Consider the following 17,234-nt stretch of genomic DNA (forward strand, 5'->3'; position numbering starts at 1 on the left):
TTTCTTACTTAACATATACAATTATTAAAAATGTGTTATTTCAAATAAAAGAATAAAACAGAAGGTAAAATAGATCGATGGATTAATCCAATGTTTCAGTATTTTTTACCCTAAACTCCTTTTATACAATCGAGGCTATGATTTGGCGTCATACATTTTTTAATATAATGTTATAAAAAAAAACCGTCATAGAATACACTATGACGGTTTTATCAATTAAAAAGATGGAATAATTAATCCTCTTTTTTATCTTCTCTAGGCTTACGATCATCACGTCTGTTATCACGTCCACGATTATCTCTTCCTCTATTATTATCACGTCCACTAGGGCGTTTATCATCTCTTGGTGGTCTTGCTACATAACCTTCTGGTTTTGGTAACAATGCTTTACGAGATACTTTCTCTTTACGTGTTCTTGGATCTAGACCAAAATACTTTACATCAAAAACGTCACCCATGTTTACAACATCAGATACATTTTCTGTACGTTCCCAAGCTAACTCAGATACGTGCAATAATACTTCGTTTCCTGGTGCATCCAAATACTCCACAACCGCACCAAAATCTAACATTTTGATAACTTTTACTTCGTATACGCTACCAACAGTAGGCTTAAATAAAATAGCATCAATTTTTGCCATTACAGCATCAATGCCTTTTTTACCTACACCTAAGATTTCAACAATACCTTCTTCAGTAACTGGATCTTCGTTTATAACGATAGTCGTCTCAGTTTCTTTTTGCATTTCCTGAATAACTTTTCCACCAGGTCCAATTAAGGCTCCAATAAATTCGTTAGGAACACGTCTTGTCACCATTGTAGGTGCGTGTTCTTTAACATCAGCATTAGGTTTAGCAATTGTATCTGTCAATTTCTCTAAGATATGTAAACGGCCAGCACGTGCTTGTTGTAAAGCATTTACTAAAATCTCGTAAGACAAACCTTTTACTTTGATATCCATTTGACAAGCTGTGATACCATCTGCAGTACCTGTAACTTTGAAATCCATATCTCCTAAGTGATCTTCATCCCCTAAAATATCAGATAATACAGCGTACTTTCCAGAGTTTGCATCAGAAATTAATCCCATTGCAATACCAGAAACTGGTTTTGTCATTTGAACTCCAGCATCCATTAACGCCATTGTACCAGAACAGACTGTTGCCATAGAAGAAGAACCGTTAGATTCTAAAACTTCAGATACAACACGTACTGTGTAAGGACAATCTGCAGGAATCATTCCTTTTAATGCACGTTGTGCTAAGTTACCATGTCCTACTTCTCTACGAGATGTTCCACGGATTGGTCTAGCTTCTCCTGTACAGAAAGGAGGAAAGTTATAATGTAAATAGAAACGCTCTTCACCTTCTTGAGATGGCATATCTATTTGGTTTGCATCTCTAGAAGTCCCTAAGGTTACTGTTGCAAGCGCTTGAGTTTCTCCACGTGTAAAAACTGCAGAACCATGAGTTGATGGTAAGTAATCTACTTCACACCAGATTGGTCTAATTTCGTCAGTCTTACGACCATCTAAACGTAACCCTTCATTTAAGGTTAAATCTCTAATCGCAGCTTTTTCAGCTTTTCTGTAATAATCTGAAACTAAACCACCATAATCTGCTAATTCTTCTTCAGAAAATGTTGCTTTAATGTCTTCTTTTATTTGCTGAAATGCAGCACTTCTTTCATGTTTAGCAGATCCAGCTTTTGCAATAGCATATACTTTATCGTATGCCATGTCATGTACTTTCTTCTCTAAATCTAAATCTTCTCTTTCTGGTTCGTACTCACGTACAGCTTTCTTTCCAAATGCTTCTGCTAATCTTAATTGAGCCGCACATTGTACTTTAATCGCTTCGTGTGCAAACTTAATAGCGTCAGCCATTTCTTCTTCAGAAATCTCATCCATTTCACCTTCTACCATCATTACAGAATCTGCAGAAGCACCAATCATCATGTCCAAGTCAGACTCTTCCATTTGTGCTGGTGTAGGGTTGATTACAAATTCTCCGTTTACACGGCCAACTCTAGCTTCAGAGATAGCACATTCAAAAGGGAAATCTGATAATTGAATTGCAGCAGAAGCCGCTAATCCTGCCATAGCATCTGGCATAACTTCTGGATCATGAGACATTAACTGAATCATCACCTGAGTTTCAGAATGATAATCTTTTGGGAATAACGGACGTAAAACTCTGTCCACTAAACGCATTGTTAATACTTCTCCATCACTAGGTCTTGCTTCTCTTTTGAAGAAACCACCTGGGTAACGACCAGCAGCAGCAAATTTTTCTCTATAATCTACCGTTAATGGTAAAAAGTTAAGGTCTTTTTGCTCGTAATTGGAAACAACTGTACATAACAACATACATTTTCCTGATTGCACAACAACGCTACCATGCGCTTGTTTTGCTAATTTTCCGGTTTCGATAGAAATTTCTCTACCATCACCAAGGTCTATGACCTCTCTAAAAACTTTTGGAATCATAAATTTTTTAATTCTAAATTAAACAATGGTCGTTGTGTTGTTGTGTAGTTGTTGTTGGTGACCAATGAAAAACCGCGAATCCTAAAATCATTTTAGGATTTTTCTGCTATTTTTTCTACGATTGTTTTACTCTTACGTTTGAGTTGTATAAAAACAAAAAGCCACGCTAAATGCGTGGCCTTTATATTGAGATTATTTTCTTAATCCTAATTCTTTAACTATCGCACGATATCTTAAGATATCTTTCTTAGTTAAGTAATCTAATAAGCTTCTTCTTTTACCTACTAACTTTACTAATGAACGCTCAGTGTTAAAATCTTTACGATTTTTCTTTAAGTGCTCTGTTAAGTGATTAATTCTTGCCGTAAATAATGCAATCTGTCCTTCTGCAGAACCAGTATTCTTTGCATTACCACCATGTTTTGTAAAGATTTCCTCTTTACCTTTTTGATCTAAATACATGCTAATATTGTTGTAAATGATTTTTATGTACACGAAAGCCTCTCTTTCGAGCGGCAAATATACTACTTTTTTGTGATTTGGGATTTTTTTCGTAACTTTTTGATATCCTAAAGAGTATAATTATGTCCTAACTAAGATTTCCCTAATAACAAAATAGCTTTCAATTGATTAATCCTTATTAAACGATATGTATGAAAGTTTCAAATCATTTGCGGAATTTCTCTAATGCTTACGATGTTTTAGAGCGCACGTTTAACAATACTTATAATGGTATTGCTATTGTGAATTTAAATGGGAATTGGTTAAAAGTTAATGAGAGTGTCTGCGATATTTTTGGATATACACGATGGGAACTCTTTAATATGGACATTCATAATATTGTCTATGCCCAAGATCTTGGTGTTCACGAAGAAAAATTTGAAAATCTTATTGATGGTAACATTGATAAATACCGTGTAAAGCAACGTTATTTTCATAAGGATGGCTCTATCCTTTGGATGTTAATCTCAGTGTCTTTAGTCTATTTCAAGGAAGGAAGGCCACATATGATATGGCAGTTTACAGATATTACCAATCGTAAAAAAAGTGAGGATAAGTTAAAAACCATGCTTAGTGTGGCGAAAGAACAAAACGAAAGATTAACATCGTTTGCTAATATTGTTACTCATAATTTAAGATCACATTCGGGTAACTTAACGTCTTTAACCGAGTTTTTAGAGGAAGATTATTCTAACTTGAAAGATAATGAGAATTATCAATTACTAAAAAGAGCCATCGACAACCTACAAGAAACGGTATCGCATTTGACAGAAGTTGCCAAGATTAGAGAAATTGAGGATTCTAAGATGGAAGTGCTCAATTTATATGATTATACCGAAAAAGCCACTTACAATATTATTGCATTAGCGCAAAATGCTGAAGCTATCATATATAATCTCATAGATGAAACTATATGTGTAAAAGCCATACCAGCGTATTTAGATAGTATAATTCTTAATTTTATTACTAATGCAATAAAATATAAATCTGAAAAAAGAAAACCTATCATAGAGTTAAGTTCTGTATTTCAGAATGATTATGTAGTCCTCAAAATTAAGGATAACGGGTTGGGAATTGACTTAGAAAAATTTGGAGACAAACTATTTCAGATGTATAACACCTTTCATTGTAATGAAGATGCGATTGGTATTGGACTGTTTATAACTAAGAATCATATTGAATCTTTAGGAGGAAAAGTAGAGGTGAAGAGTGAAGTAGATATAGGAACAGAATTTACCATTTATTTTAAGAAACCTTAGATTCATTTTATTTAATGCTGTTTGAATTAATACGTTGTGAAATTTTAGCTTTTATGATAACATAATAATCTATTGAGTTAAAACTAATTTATAGTATAATCTAAATTTGTTATTCAATACTCAACGCTATTTCATGCCGAAAAATCTCGATCGCTTAAAAAACAAAGTATTTCAAAATATTTTTGATAATGCAAATGGAGGGATTTCTATTGTGAGTCCTGAAGGAGTATGGATTAAGGTTAATAAAAGTATTATAGACTTATTAGGGTATGAGGAAGCGGAATTGTATCAGCTCAATTTCAGAGATATTACGCATCGTGATGACCTAGAATTGGACTTAGCATATATGAAGCAATTAATTGATGGGGAGATTGAGAACTATCAAATAGAGAAAAGGTATTTTCATAAGAATGGTTATGTCGTTTGGGCGCTATTATCCGTTTCGTTAGTTAGAGATGAAGCTAATGAACCTATCTATTTTATTGCTCAAATAACAGATATATCGACTCAAAAATCCGCAACATGGCATTTGGAGTTTTTAATGAATGTTATTAAAGGTCAAAATGAAAAATTAAAAGATTTCGCGCATATTGCTACTCACGATATTAGAACGCATGTTGGTAATTTATTTTCGATTACTGAATTTCTTGAAGAAGAATTTGAAGGCACTTTAAAATCTAGTGAAAATTATAAAATGTTAAAGGGGTCTTTGACTAATCTCGATGAAACAATAAATCATCTTAATTTAATGAGATTAGACAAGCCTAAAAAATTTAATATTTTAAACAAGCTGTCGTTGCATAAGTATATCGAAAACTCAATTTATAACGTCAGTGCTATTGCGAAAAGGGAAAAGTGTAAAATTATAAATAAGGTCGATAGAGGATTTTCAATTATGGGAATTGAAGCTTATATTGATAGTATTATTCTCAACTTTCTTACAAATTCAATAAAATATAAATCAGCGGAGAGATTGGCAACTATTGAACTTTCAAGTAGCTTAATAGATGAGTTCGTCGTGCTTAAGATTAAAGATAATGGTTTAGGTATTGATTTAAAATCTAATTATAATAAGCTTTTTACATTAAATGGGACTTTTCATAAACATCCAGACTCGAGAGGAGTTGGTTTGTATATTACTAAGAATCATATTGAAAGTATAGGTGGTAAAATTGAAGTAGAAAGTAAAGTTAATGAAGGCACTTGTTTTTCTGTTTACTTTTTAAGTGGCTTAAATACTGCTTAGCTTTGATAATGTATTGTTTCAAGATTAAAAATTAAAGCAAAAAAAAAGAGGTTATTACACCTCTTTCTTCGTCTTCTATTTCTATTTAAGCCCGTACAGGTTGATTTTTTATTAAATCAATATATAAATTAACACGTTTCTTAAGGTCTTTACGATGTGTAATAAAATCTAAGAACCCATGTTCTAATAAAAATTCAGAAGTTTGAAATCCTTCTGGTAACTCTTTTCCTGTAGTATCTCTTACAATTCTAGGACCAGCAAAACCAATTAATGCACCAGGTTCTGCAATATTAATATCTCCTAGCATAGCGAAAGATGCTGTTGTACCACCTGTTGTTGGGTCTGTACATAAAGAAATATAAGGAATGCCAGCATCTGCCATCTGAGCTAACTTCACTGACGTTTTAGCCAATTGCATTAAAGATAAAGCGGCTTCCATCATACGTGCACCACCAGATTTGCTAATAATCATTAAAGGTGTTTTCTTCTTTATAGCATAGTCTGCAGCTCTTGCTATTTTTTCACCTACAACAGATCCCATAGAACCTCCAATAAAGGCAAAATCCATACAGGCAATAACTAAATCTTGTCCATTAGATTTACCAACAGCTGTGCGTACCGCATCTTTAAGATTCGTTTTGGCTTGTGCAGCTTTTAAACGTTCTGGATATTTCTTAGTGTCTTCAAATTTAAGTGGATCCTTAGATGTTAAATTCGCATCTAATTCCGTATACTTATTATCATCAAACAAAATTTGAAAATATTCATTACTTCCAATTCTTACATGGTATCCATCCTCAGGACTCACATAAAAATTTTGTTCAAGTTCTTTAGTATCTATTATTTTACCTGTTGGTGATTTATACCAAAGTCCTTTAGGGGTATCTTTTTTTTCTTCTGTTGAGGTATGAATACCTTTATCTTTTCTTTTAAACCAAGCCATATTAGGTTACGATTTTAATCCTTCGATAATACTACTTAGATGCTTTGGCTATGTTCAGCAAAAGCTCTAACTAATTAGAGTCTTAGGACAGGTTTACGATTATTGATTTTAATCTCTAATCGGTATTTTTAGTTAGTTATATTTTGCTATTAAAAAGCGTACAAAATTACTATTTTATTAAACATAACTCAAAAATAGAGAAAAGTATCTCAATATTCGAGTTTTATCAATCAAATAAAAACCCATTAAAACTCTGATTACAAGTTCTAATGGGTCAATAAATATTTACAAAAATAAACTTATAATGTGTTTACATTGTTTAAATCTTCGAATGCTTTTTTAAGTCTTTCTACAAAAGCATCTTCACCTTTACGCAACCAAACGCGAGGATCATAGTACTTTTTGTTTGGTACATCATCTCCATCAGGATTTCCAATTTGAGTTTGTAAGTAGTCTTTATTGTCTTGGACGTAATCTCTAACACCACTTAAAAATGCATATTGCATATCGGTATCAATATTCATTTTAATAACACCATAACCAATTGCTTCTCTAATTTCTTCTACTGTAGAACCCGATCCACCATGGAAAACAAAATCAATGTGATTATGAGGTAAATTATGTTTTTTAGATAAGAATTCTTGAGAGTTCTTTAAGATTTTTGGCGTTAATTTTACGTTACCAGGCTTATAAACTCCATGAACATTACCAAATGCAGCAGCGATTGTAAATTGATCACTTACTTTGCTTAATTCTTCGTAAGCATATGCTACTTCTTCTGGTTGTGTGTATAGTTTAGAATCATCGACATCTGTATTATCTACACCATCTTCTTCTCCACCAGTAATACCTAATTCAATCTCTAATGTCATACCCATTTTGCTCATGCGCTCAAGATATTTTTTACAGATTTCTATATTTTCTTCAATTGGTTCTTCAGATAAATCAATCATGTGAGAACTGTATAAAGATTTTCCTGTTTCTTTAAAATGTTGTTCACTTGCATCCAATAAACCATCAATCCAAGGCAATAATTTTTTAGCACAATGGTCTGTATGTAAAATTACAGGTACACCATAAGCTTCCGCCATAAGATGAATATGTTTAGCGCCTGCAATAGAACCTGCGATAGCCGCTTTTTGATCTTCGTTACTTAAACTTTTACCTGCATTAAATTGTGCTCCTCCATTAGAAAATTGAATTATAACAGGTGCATTTAATGCTTTTGCAGTTTCTAAAACAGCATTAATTGTGTTCGAGCCAATGACATTTACAGCTGGTAAAGCATAGCCTTTTTCTTTAGCATGTTTAAAAATATTCTGAACTTCTTTTCCTGTGGCAACTCCAGGTTTAATATTATGACTCATAATTTTTGGATTGAAATTTTATGTTATCAAAAATACGTAAAATTTCAATATTTATGACGCCTAAACAGTTATTAAATGTCGAAAACGTTGTAGTGTAAGGCAAATAATATACTCAACGTTTTATTGAATATAATGCCTTAACAATTATTAATGGCTTGCTTAAAACGGATAGTTGATTCCAATGTTATAAACCGCATTTCTAAAGTTGTATTCTCTAAACCAGCGGTTATTATCGCTTTGCGATGGGTCATACGTTTTTAAACCAATATCAAAACGAAGCACAAAGAAGTCAAAATCATAACGGATACCAAAACCTGAACCTACCGCAATGTCTTTTAAAGAGTTGAAATTGGTGAATGTTGCTGCGTCTTCAGTAACGTTATCTAAAACATTCCAAATGTTACCAGCATCTACGAAAATAGCTCCTTGAAACGCCCCAAATAAGCTAAAACGTTGTTCTGCGCTCAGGTGAATTTTAAAATTAGCTTCATTAAATTCGTTAGTGGTTTTAGAACTACCTGGGCCTAAGTTGTAGGCGGTCCAGGCTCTGTTGTCATTCGGCCCTCCTGCAAAGAAACTTTCAGCAAAAGGAATACTGTTAGAGTTTCCGTACGGAATTGCAATTCCGGCGTAACTTCGGAAAGCCAATACGTTTTTTCTGCCTAAATCAACGTACTTCACATAATCGATTTCTGTTTTAAAATATTGTGAGAACGCAACGCCAAAAACTTCATAATTACCAGCATCATTTTTGGAAGTGCCTGCAATACTTGAGATACTAGAAAGTAAATTTCCGGCTAACTCAAATCTTATTTTAAAAACAGAGAAGTCGTTATCAAATATGTTTTTTCTTTTGTCTTTTTTATAATCGAAACTTGTTGAAAATATAAGGTTGTTTTCCGTTAGTCGTTCTTTTCGTTCTTCAATATTATTAACAGTTAAAAAATCGTCATCATTAGATGTTAAACTCGTATTACCAGCCAAAACGTCATTGATAAAAACATCTGCAGGAGCATATGAATCTGATAGGCTAGAATCATATAAGCTTTCATCACTTCCGATATAATTGATGTCTTGAGCTATTGAATTTAGACTAGAAAAAGAGTTGGTGTAGACCCCAAAATAATTACTAGTGTTTAAGTTTTTTACAAAATTAACGTTAAACAATTCTAGGTTATTAGTAACTGTACTAGAAGGGTACCAATTGTAACTAAACACACCAGATATGGCTTGTTTATCTAGTCCAATATTTTGTTGGCTCGTTGCAGATAAGTTTATAATGGTACTTGGAGACATATATTTTGGAATAATCTTATCCGTGTTAAATGGACTGAATAACCTTGGAATGGTTAAACGTATATTTCCACCAAATTCGTTAATATCAAAAAAGGAAGACTCTAATTCATTACGTGTTTTGGATGCTCCAATTGCTGCAATTCCTGAAATCTCTAAAGTTTCGGCACCTCTAAAGACATTTCTGATTTTTAAACCTGTACTGAATGAAAATCCTATAGTTTGAATATTACTCGTGTTAATTTCAGGATCAAAACTTAAGCTGTATTTCTTTTTAGGCTCTAAAAATATATTCGCAATTAGTGTCGTGTCAGTTTCGTTTTCAACAAAATCAATATTTGGATAGCGAAACATTTGTAAATCATTCAGGTAACGTGATGTTCTACTTCGTGCTAAGTCACTATAGTTGTCCCCTTTATTAATAAAAACGGCATCGGTAAGTGCTTTAGGTCTAAACCTCAACTTTTCTTTACTGTACAGATTAATACCCTTGTAGGTCGCCGTGTCTGATATAGCTTTAAACCGATTGTTAAAATTATCATCAGTATAAATATTGACTTCCTTAATTTTATAGATTTTAAAAGGAGTCGTTGTTGTAGAGTCGTCACCTCTAATAGTTCTATTTGCTATAATTAAATCCGTGTGTACTTTATGGTTGGTGCTAATGGTATCCATTTCAAAACGGATATAATCTTGTCCAAAATGATAAAAACCAGTATTCCTTAAGTAGGTGTTAATGCGCTCGCGTTCATTTTCATAATTCTGCTCATCAAACTGTTCTCCTTTTTTTAGTAATGTAGAACTAATGAATTTCGGATACACAGAATCTATGGCACTGCTACTAATAATAGGTCTTAAAGAGTCTAAAATATAGGGTTTCTTTTTTGTAACCTTATAAGTCACTTTAGCTAACTTATTACTATCTTTTTCTACATCATAAGTGACCTCATTATTAAACCATCCTTTGCTATAATAGTACTTCCGAAGGTTTTTTGCTGTTTTTATAGTTTTGTCTTCATCGTAAATGACAGGAGCTTCACCAGTACGTTTTAGCCATGCATTAAAATTGCGTCGCAATTCTATTTGCTTATTAAATTGCTTTTTAGAAAGTAACGCAATTCTTCGTTTAACCTTGGTAGAGTCGCTTAGAATATTGGCATTTAGAATAGAATCTATATTTGGTCTGGCAAGGTTATAAATGTGAAGTTTTAAAGGAGTGCTAAAAAAACGTCGCATACCAGAGTTAACCTTTTGCGAGATTATATTATTAATACGTTCGTCAGACACATGAACACTGTCTGCAACAATTGAATTATTAATAATAAGATGTTCTCCATCTTTAACGCGCTTTACAACATTACAAGAACTTAGCATCACTATGCTTAACAAAAGCAATGTGTAGCGATACAGGGAGTTGTAGTTAGTAAATGATGTTAAAGTGGTATGTTGCAAAGTTAAATTTGATGAATTATTTTAATGCTATTAATAAAACAAAAATAATACCATTTCTTCTTTAGAAATAGTATAGTCACTTTAATTTCGAAACGTTATTAAATCAAAATAGGTTTACTTTGTATAATTAAGCGTTTCATTCAACAAATGTAAAGACATTTTAATGTTATCAAAGAATCAAATAAAGTTAATTAAAAGTTTAAGTCAAAAAAAAGGCAGACAACAAAACGGTTTGTTTATTGTCGAAGGGATTAAGGGAATTTCAGAATTTCTAAAGTCGGACTATATCTTGAAACATCTCTATACTACGGAGTCAATTTTTGATGCTTCAGTGGATTTTACTTCAGAAATTTCAGAAGTCGAATTAAAAAAAATATCAGCACTTAAAAATCCGAATACAGCTTTAGCCATTTTTGAAATTCCAATAGAAATACCCACTCAAGACAATGGTTTAATTGTAGCTTTAGATGACGTAAGAGATCCGGGTAATTTAGGAACCATTATTAGACTTTGCGACTGGTATGGTATTAAGGATTTAGTATGTAGTCAAAATACTGTGGATTGCTATAACTCTAAAGTCGTACAAGCAACGATGGGGTCTTTAACCCGTGTAAATGTTCGATATGTAGATTTACAAGACTATTTAGAGGCTAGTAAAACAGCTATATTTGGAACATTTTTAGAAGGTGAAAATATCTACACAGCAACTTTACCTGAGCAAGGAATTATAATTCTCGGCAATGAAGCCAATGGGATTTCTGAAGCTATTGAAACGGTAGTGAATAGAAAAGTAACAATTCCTCAATTTGGTACGATTAAAGCAACGGAAAGCTTAAATGTAGCAAATGCAACGGCAATTCTTTTAAGTGAGTTTAGACGACGGACTATTGAAATGTAAAATTTATAAAAACACCTCTGGTTTGCATTTTTGAAACATTGCCTGTCCATGGGCTATTAGGATCAACATCCTTAATAATTTCGTCATTCATTGAGAAAACGCCACGAATAGAAGGTGTAAATTTGAAGTATTGTAAATAAAGGTCAATCCCAAAACCAAGTTCGTAGAAATAGGTGTTTTTTGTCATTCTAAACTCACCAGAACTATTGTCGTTTGGGTTATCTTGATTACTAGATAGGTTTAAAGCTGTAGAAATACCACCAACAATAAACGGTTTAAAATTATTAATACGTTTTGTTGATATTTTTAATAAAAGTGGAATATGTACGTATGTCGATTTTACTTCTCTAAGCAAATCAGAATCATTAAATTCTGTGCCTTGAAAATAGCTTTCGTCATAAACTAAATTTCTGGTGGTAAAGAATACTCCAGGCTCTAGTCTCAAATTCATGTAATCATTAATACGCATGTCTCCAATAAGACCTAAATGAAAGCCAAAAGTTTTATCAACAAGAATATCTTTTAAATCTTCGTTGTAGTCAAAATTAAAGTCATATTGATTGAAGCCTATAAAATAACCCCAAGTCAAAAACTTTTGATCAATGTTATCTACAGAGTTTGCGACTTTTTCTTTCGTAAAAAGTTGTGCAGAAGAACTTTGAAACGCTAATAAAAATACGAAAATTATACAAAAATGCTTCATATTATGCTTTAGATGCTGAGTAAATAGTTGCCACTCCCATGGTTTGTGGTAGGTCTATGACATTAATAAACCCAATTTTTCTTAAAATATTGTTTAAAGCCTCACCATAAGGAAAAAGGGACGCTGATTCGCTTAGATAGCTATAAGCAACTTTATCTTTAGAAAAGAGTTTTCCTATAGTCGGCATAATTAGTTTGCAATGAACGTTGTAACCCGCTTTGTAAATAGGGTTTGTAGGAACAGACGTTTCAAGAATAACAAAAAGACCATTAGGTTTTAATACTCTTAAAATTTCTGCAAGTCCTTTTTCAAGATGTTCAAAATTACGAACGCCAAAAGCTACTGTTATGGCATCAAAGGTATTGTCTTCAAAAGGTAAATCTTCAGAATCACCAATAATCATAGAAATAATACCGTCTAAATTTTTAGAGCTAATTTTTTTACGACCAACTTCTAGCATGCCATCGCTAATATCTAAACCAATAATTTCTTTAGCGTTTGTAGAGGTTAAACTAATCGCTAAATCGCCTGTTCCTGTTGCGATGTCTAAAATGTTTTCAGGTTTGGTTTTGGCCACCATTTCTACAACCTTATTTCTCCATTTTACATCTATTCCGAAAGAAATTACGCGATTTAAACCATCATATTCTTTAGAAATAGTATCGAACATTTTAGTGACCTGATCCTTTTTAGATTGGTCACTGTCCTTATATGGGTTTACTTTTTCAGCCATAAAAATTTTTCGCAAATATATGGATAAGTTATAAGTACTTAAAGTTGGAAGTATTTAAAGTTGAAATAAAGTTTCATGATTTTGTAATGATTTAAAAAAGATTACTCTTGGTTCTTAAGATTAATTTACTGTGGAAGCATGAACTTATGCGTTTTACCCGTGTAATTAACTTTATACACCATAGGCTCTTTATAACTTGTAACTTATAAGTATATTTGTACGCTTATTTCAAAGAAATATAATGAAAATAATAATCGCAGGTGCAGGTGAAGTAGGATTTCATTTGGCGAAACTTTTATCCTACGAATCACAAGAAATCACTTTAATTGATACAAAAAAAGATAGTTTAGGATATGCTGCTGAACACTTGGATATTAGAACTATAAAGGGAGATGCTACTTCTATTTCAATTTTAAGAGATGCGCGTATAGATACAGCAGCTTTATTTATTGCTGTAACTTCTTCGGAAACTACAAATATTACTGCTTGTGTTTTAGCAAAACAATTGGGTGCAAAGCGTACCATTGCTAGAATTTCTAATACTGAGTTCATTGATAATAAGGAAACTGTTGGGTTTTCGAAATTTGGAATTGATGAATTAATTTCACCAGAATCTTTAGCGGCTTCTGAAATTGAATTGCTTTTAAATCAATATGGTTTTAATGATACGTATGAGTTTGAAGACGGAGCATTAACCATGTTAGGTTTACGTTTGTCGAGAACAGCAACTTTTGTAGACAAAACGGTGAAAGAAGCGGCGGAGATTTATCCTGAATTAAATTTTATTCCTATTGCAATTCAACGTTTAGGGACACAATACACTATTATTCCTCGTGGTGATACCATTTTTAAAGAAGGAGATAAAGTTGTTTTTGTGACGTCTAAAGGAGGTGATGATGAGTTATTTAAACTATCAGGAAAGGTTAAAGTTGCTATTAGGAATGTTATGATTCTTGGTGGGAGCCAAATAGGTTTCCAAACGGCTAAGGACTTATGCTCAAGTAAATTTAATGTTAAATTAGTAGAGAACAGGCGAGGAAAAGCTGAAGAGTTAGCTGAAGATATTCCTAATGCTTTAGTTATATGTGGTGATGGAAGAAATGTGGATATTTTAGATGAAGAAAATATCTCGGATATGGATGCCTTTATTGCGGTAACAGGTAATTCAGAAACGAATATTATGTCTTGTCTGTTAGCGAAATCGAAAGGCGTAAAGAAAACCATTGCCTTGGTTGAAAATATGGATTATTATCAATTATCACAATCTATTGGAATTGATACTTTAATCAATAAAAAATTACTAGCAGCAAACAATATCTTTAGGTACATAAGAAAAGGAGAGGTGGTTGCCATGACTAAGTTAACCAACATGAATGCTGAGCTTTTAGAGTTTGTAGTAAAACCTAAATCTAAAATAACAAATAAGGTTATTAAGGATGTAAAATTTCCAAAATCCGCTATTATTGGTGGTGTGATTAGAGATGGAAAAGGATCAATACCATTAGGAAGTTTCAAAATTCAACCTGGAGATCGCGTTGTGGTTTGTTGTTTACCACGGTCTATTTCTGAAGTAGAACGTTTTTTCTCTTAATAGCGATATGTCTAGTATAAAACTTAATTATAAAATTATTTTTCACTTCTTTGGATTGCTATTAATGTTTAATGGTGGCTTTATGCTTACTGCAACATTAATAAGTCTTATCTACAAAGACGGTGTAACTTTAGAATTATTTTTAGCAGGTCTCGTAACCCTTTTAATAGGGGGGTTGGCAATGTACAGAACTAAAGACCATCGCAAGGAAATGAATAAACGCGAAGGTTATATTGTTGTGGCTTTTGGCTGGATTGTAATGTCGCTTACAGGAACACTACCTTATGTGGCTACTGGTGCTATTCCATCTTTTACCGATGCTTTTTTTGAAACCATGTCTGGTTATACGACGACTGGTGCTAGTATTTTAAATGATATTGAGATAATTCCTGAAGGCGTTCTGTTTTGGAGAAGTATGACCCATTGGATTGGAGGTATGGGTATTATCGTTTTAGCGATTGCCATATTACCATTATTAGGAGTAGGAGGTATGCAATTGTTTACTGCAGAAGCTCCAGGGCCGAGTGCAGATAAGTTACACCCAAGAATAACAGACACCGCTAAGCGGTTATGGCTTATTTATGTGGGGTATACTGTTGCGGAAACACTGCTTTTACAACTTGCAGGTATGTCTTTCTTTGATGCTATAAACCATGCGTTGAGCACGTTGTCTACTGGAGGTTTTTCTACTAAAAATGCGAGTGTTGCCTATTGGAATGATAATCCGTTAATACAATACATTATTATTTTCTTTATGTTTTTGGCTGGTACTAATTTTGTACTTAGTTATTATTTATTTAAAGGAAAAGTTTCAAAAATTTTAAATGATGAAGAATTTAAACTGTACTTTAAATTTATTGTCATTTTTACACTCATAGCGGCCGTTTTAATCTATTTTAAGGCTGATGTTTCGCAGTCCACTATAATTCATCCAATGGTTTTAGGTGAAGCGGAAAGTGCCCTTAGACATGCTTTATTTCAGGTGTTGACTGTAATTACAACAACAGGGTTTATAAGTGCCGATTATACTATGTGGACTCCATTCTTAACGGTCTTTTTCTTTGGAATGATGTTTTTGGGTGGTTCTGCAGGAAGTACCTCTGGTGGTGTAAAAGTAATGCGTCAATTAATTTTAATTAAAAACAGTTTTTTAGAATTTAAGCGCGCTTTACATCCTAATGCTATAATTCCTGTACGCTATAATGGTAAATCGGTATCTAAGGATATTGTATTTAACGTACTTGGTTTCTTTATTCTTTATATGTTGTCCTTTATTGTTGGAGCCTTGGTGTTTTCTATGTTTAATATGGATTTTACATCTGCGATTGGATTGTCAGCATCTAGTTTAGGAAACGTCGGACCTGCTTTGGGAGATTTCGGACCAGTAAATAATTATGCAGCCTTACCACCTTTAGGAAAATGGTGGGCGTCATTTTTAATGCTTATTGGACGATTAGAATTGTTTACAGTTCTGATATTATTAACTCCTTTTTTCTGGAGGAATAGATAAATTTTCAACTTTTTTTAAGATTTTTTCAAAACATAGCTAGCCTATATTTTTACTAATACTTTGTGAGTTTTTAATACTCAAATTCCCGATATAGTTGAAACACAAGCTGTAACATTTATATGGGTTGTGCGTCTTATTTGTATAACCAATTAAATTATCAATCATGGAATTAGCTTTAAACACCACATTAGAATTTGTACCAGAACCCATAGAGGTATCTCATTTTACAACGCAAGGATTATTAAATTCAAATTACAAATCCATAGTGAAACAAAACTTCAGAACGTTAGCTTCAAAATCTGTATTTGGAATTAGACAACGCTCAAAATCTATTCAATTCAATACGGTAAATCATACAGCTGTTATCTTAAAACTATCTGTATTTGCCATCTTTCTCATCGCTTTATTTTAAGCGTATACACTGATCCTTTTAACTGACACAGTTTCGTGTCTTTTATAACCTATATCACATGTTGCATGATGTATTGATGTGAATCCTTATACCTCAGTTTTAAATTTAAAACCTAAAGAATTATGCCTTCTAACTCAATGAATGTCATTAACTATAATCGAAGTCAACTTCCACAGCGCGATAGGTTTAAGACTGTGCTTGGTGGTTATAATTCGCGTAGTAAAACGGAATATAATTTGCCAAAAGCAACGACGAAGCAGTTAAAGGAAATAGGGAAACGGTTACGAGAAGAACGAAAAGTGAGAATGCTAAAAGTAATAGTGCTCACTTGTATTTTAATAATTGTTTTTTGTTGTGTCTTGGCGTATTCAACTGATGGTATTGTTGAATTATTGACTTATTAATTTATACTAAAAAAATAAACTTATGCCTTTAGGTGGATCCATGATTAGTACTTTAAAAAGTAACAAGAATATTATGCTTGATAAATCGAGGCGATTTAGAAAGACGCTTGGTGGTTATGATAAAAAAAGGAAGGTCGAATACAATTTTCCAAAAGTAACACCACAACAATTAAAAATGATTAGGCATAAATTAAAAAAGGAAAATCAAATACTTTGGTTAAAAGTAATCGGAGTATCACTTTTAATACTGGGAGGTTTGCTTTGGCTGATGGTATACTAATCTTAAGAAGATATCTGATATTTATTTTGAATATTTAGTGTTACGAATAAATGAAAATAGTATCATTTTTACTCTTTTTGACGTTAAAATGATGGTTTATGGTCCGTTTTTGAGGGATTTTATTAGAATTTTTGTATTTTCTCAAAAACCGAG

General features: G+C 32.7%; 14 protein-coding genes. 7 read left to right on the top strand and 7 right to left on the bottom strand.

Annotated elements, in window-relative coordinates; translation table 11 throughout:
* Positions 1 to 233 precede the first annotated feature (233 nt).
* Together BLT80_RS06005 and rpsO are read right to left on the bottom strand one after the other, a co-directional pair.
* Positions 234 to 2,489 carry a polyribonucleotide nucleotidyltransferase gene (locus BLT80_RS06005; protein ID WP_092466652.1) on the bottom strand — a complete coding sequence of 752 codons (2,256 nt, stop codon included), beginning with the start codon at positions 2,487 to 2,489 and terminating at the stop codon, positions 234 to 236.
* 192 nt (positions 2,490 to 2,681) lie between these two features.
* Positions 2,682 to 2,951 (bottom strand): 30S ribosomal protein S15, encoded by a 270-nt coding sequence (gene rpsO / locus BLT80_RS06010; protein WP_092466653.1) that lies wholly within the window; start codon positions 2,949 to 2,951, stop codon positions 2,682 to 2,684.
* Positions 2,952 to 3,142: 191 nt separating this feature from the next.
* Between rpsO and BLT80_RS06015 the strand changes: the two genes are divergently transcribed.
* A complete protein-coding gene (locus BLT80_RS06015) occupies positions 3,143 to 4,249 on the top strand; it encodes a sensor histidine kinase (protein ID WP_092466654.1) in 1,107 nt (368 codons plus the stop codon).
* 133 nt (positions 4,250 to 4,382) lie between these two features.
* Positions 4,383 to 5,495 carry a sensor histidine kinase gene (locus BLT80_RS06020; RefSeq protein ID WP_092466655.1) on the top strand — a complete coding sequence of 371 codons (1,113 nt, stop codon included), beginning with the start codon at positions 4,383 to 4,385 and terminating at the stop codon, positions 5,493 to 5,495.
* An 85-nt stretch (positions 5,496 to 5,580) separates the two neighbouring features.
* Here the strand turns inward: BLT80_RS06020 and accD are convergent, their stop codons facing one another.
* From accD to tamL, 3 genes are all read right to left on the bottom strand, one after another.
* Positions 5,581 to 6,438, bottom strand: coding sequence for an acetyl-CoA carboxylase, carboxyltransferase subunit beta (accD, locus tag BLT80_RS06025; RefSeq protein WP_092466656.1), 858 nt, complete (start codon positions 6,436 to 6,438; stop codon positions 5,581 to 5,583).
* Between the two features lie 299 nt (positions 6,439 to 6,737).
* Positions 6,738 to 7,805, bottom strand: coding sequence for a class II fructose-bisphosphate aldolase (fbaA, locus tag BLT80_RS06030; RefSeq protein ID WP_092466657.1), 1,068 nt, complete (start codon positions 7,803 to 7,805; stop codon positions 6,738 to 6,740).
* Between the two features lie 159 nt (positions 7,806 to 7,964).
* Positions 7,965 to 10,475 carry a translocation and assembly module lipoprotein TamL gene (tamL, locus tag BLT80_RS06035; RefSeq protein ID WP_449488720.1) on the bottom strand — a complete coding sequence of 837 codons (2,511 nt, stop codon included), beginning with the start codon at positions 10,473 to 10,475 and terminating at the stop codon, positions 7,965 to 7,967.
* Positions 10,476 to 10,713: 238 nt separating this feature from the next.
* Between tamL and BLT80_RS06040 the strand changes: the two genes are divergently transcribed.
* The gene (locus tag BLT80_RS06040; protein WP_092466659.1) at positions 10,714 to 11,448 is read left to right on the top strand and encodes a TrmH family RNA methyltransferase; all 735 of its coding nucleotides are present in this window, start codon (positions 10,714 to 10,716) and stop codon (positions 11,446 to 11,448) included.
* On the opposite strand, the gene porT is transcribed toward BLT80_RS06040, so the two are convergent.
* Positions 11,435 to 12,151 (bottom strand): type IX secretion/gliding motility protein PorT/SprT, encoded by a 717-nt coding sequence (porT, locus tag BLT80_RS06045; protein WP_092466660.1) that lies wholly within the window; start codon positions 12,149 to 12,151, stop codon positions 11,435 to 11,437. The two genes, BLT80_RS06040 and porT, sit on opposite strands and share 14 nt — an antisense overlap.
* 1 nt (position 12,152) lies before the next feature.
* Positions 12,153 to 12,884 carry a bifunctional demethylmenaquinone methyltransferase/2-methoxy-6-polyprenyl-1,4-benzoquinol methylase UbiE gene (ubiE, locus tag BLT80_RS06050; RefSeq protein ID WP_092466661.1) on the bottom strand — a complete coding sequence of 244 codons (732 nt, stop codon included), beginning with the start codon at positions 12,882 to 12,884 and terminating at the stop codon, positions 12,153 to 12,155.
* Positions 12,885 to 13,125: 241 nt separating this feature from the next.
* On the opposite strand from ubiE, the gene trkA reads away from it, so the two are divergent.
* From trkA to BLT80_RS06070, 4 genes are all read left to right on the top strand, one after another.
* Positions 13,126 to 14,475: a Trk system potassium transporter TrkA gene (gene trkA / locus BLT80_RS06055; RefSeq protein ID WP_092466662.1), complete on the top strand. Its 1,350-nt coding sequence runs from the start codon at positions 13,126 to 13,128 to the stop codon at positions 14,473 to 14,475.
* Between the two features lie 7 nt (positions 14,476 to 14,482).
* A complete protein-coding gene (locus BLT80_RS06060) occupies positions 14,483 to 15,985 on the top strand; it encodes a TrkH family potassium uptake protein (protein ID WP_175455551.1) in 1,503 nt (500 codons plus the stop codon).
* A 163-nt stretch (positions 15,986 to 16,148) separates the two neighbouring features.
* Positions 16,149 to 16,397 carry a hypothetical protein gene (locus BLT80_RS06065; RefSeq protein ID WP_092466664.1) on the top strand — a complete coding sequence of 83 codons (249 nt, stop codon included), beginning with the start codon at positions 16,149 to 16,151 and terminating at the stop codon, positions 16,395 to 16,397.
* A 122-nt stretch (positions 16,398 to 16,519) separates the two neighbouring features.
* A complete protein-coding gene (locus BLT80_RS06070) occupies positions 16,520 to 16,801 on the top strand; it encodes a hypothetical protein (RefSeq protein ID WP_092466665.1) in 282 nt (93 codons plus the stop codon).
* Positions 16,802 to 17,234 lie beyond the last annotated feature (433 nt).

This window comes from Winogradskyella thalassocola (assembly GCF_900099995.1).
GTDB lineage: Bacteria > Bacteroidota > Bacteroidia > Flavobacteriales > Flavobacteriaceae > Winogradskyella > Winogradskyella thalassocola.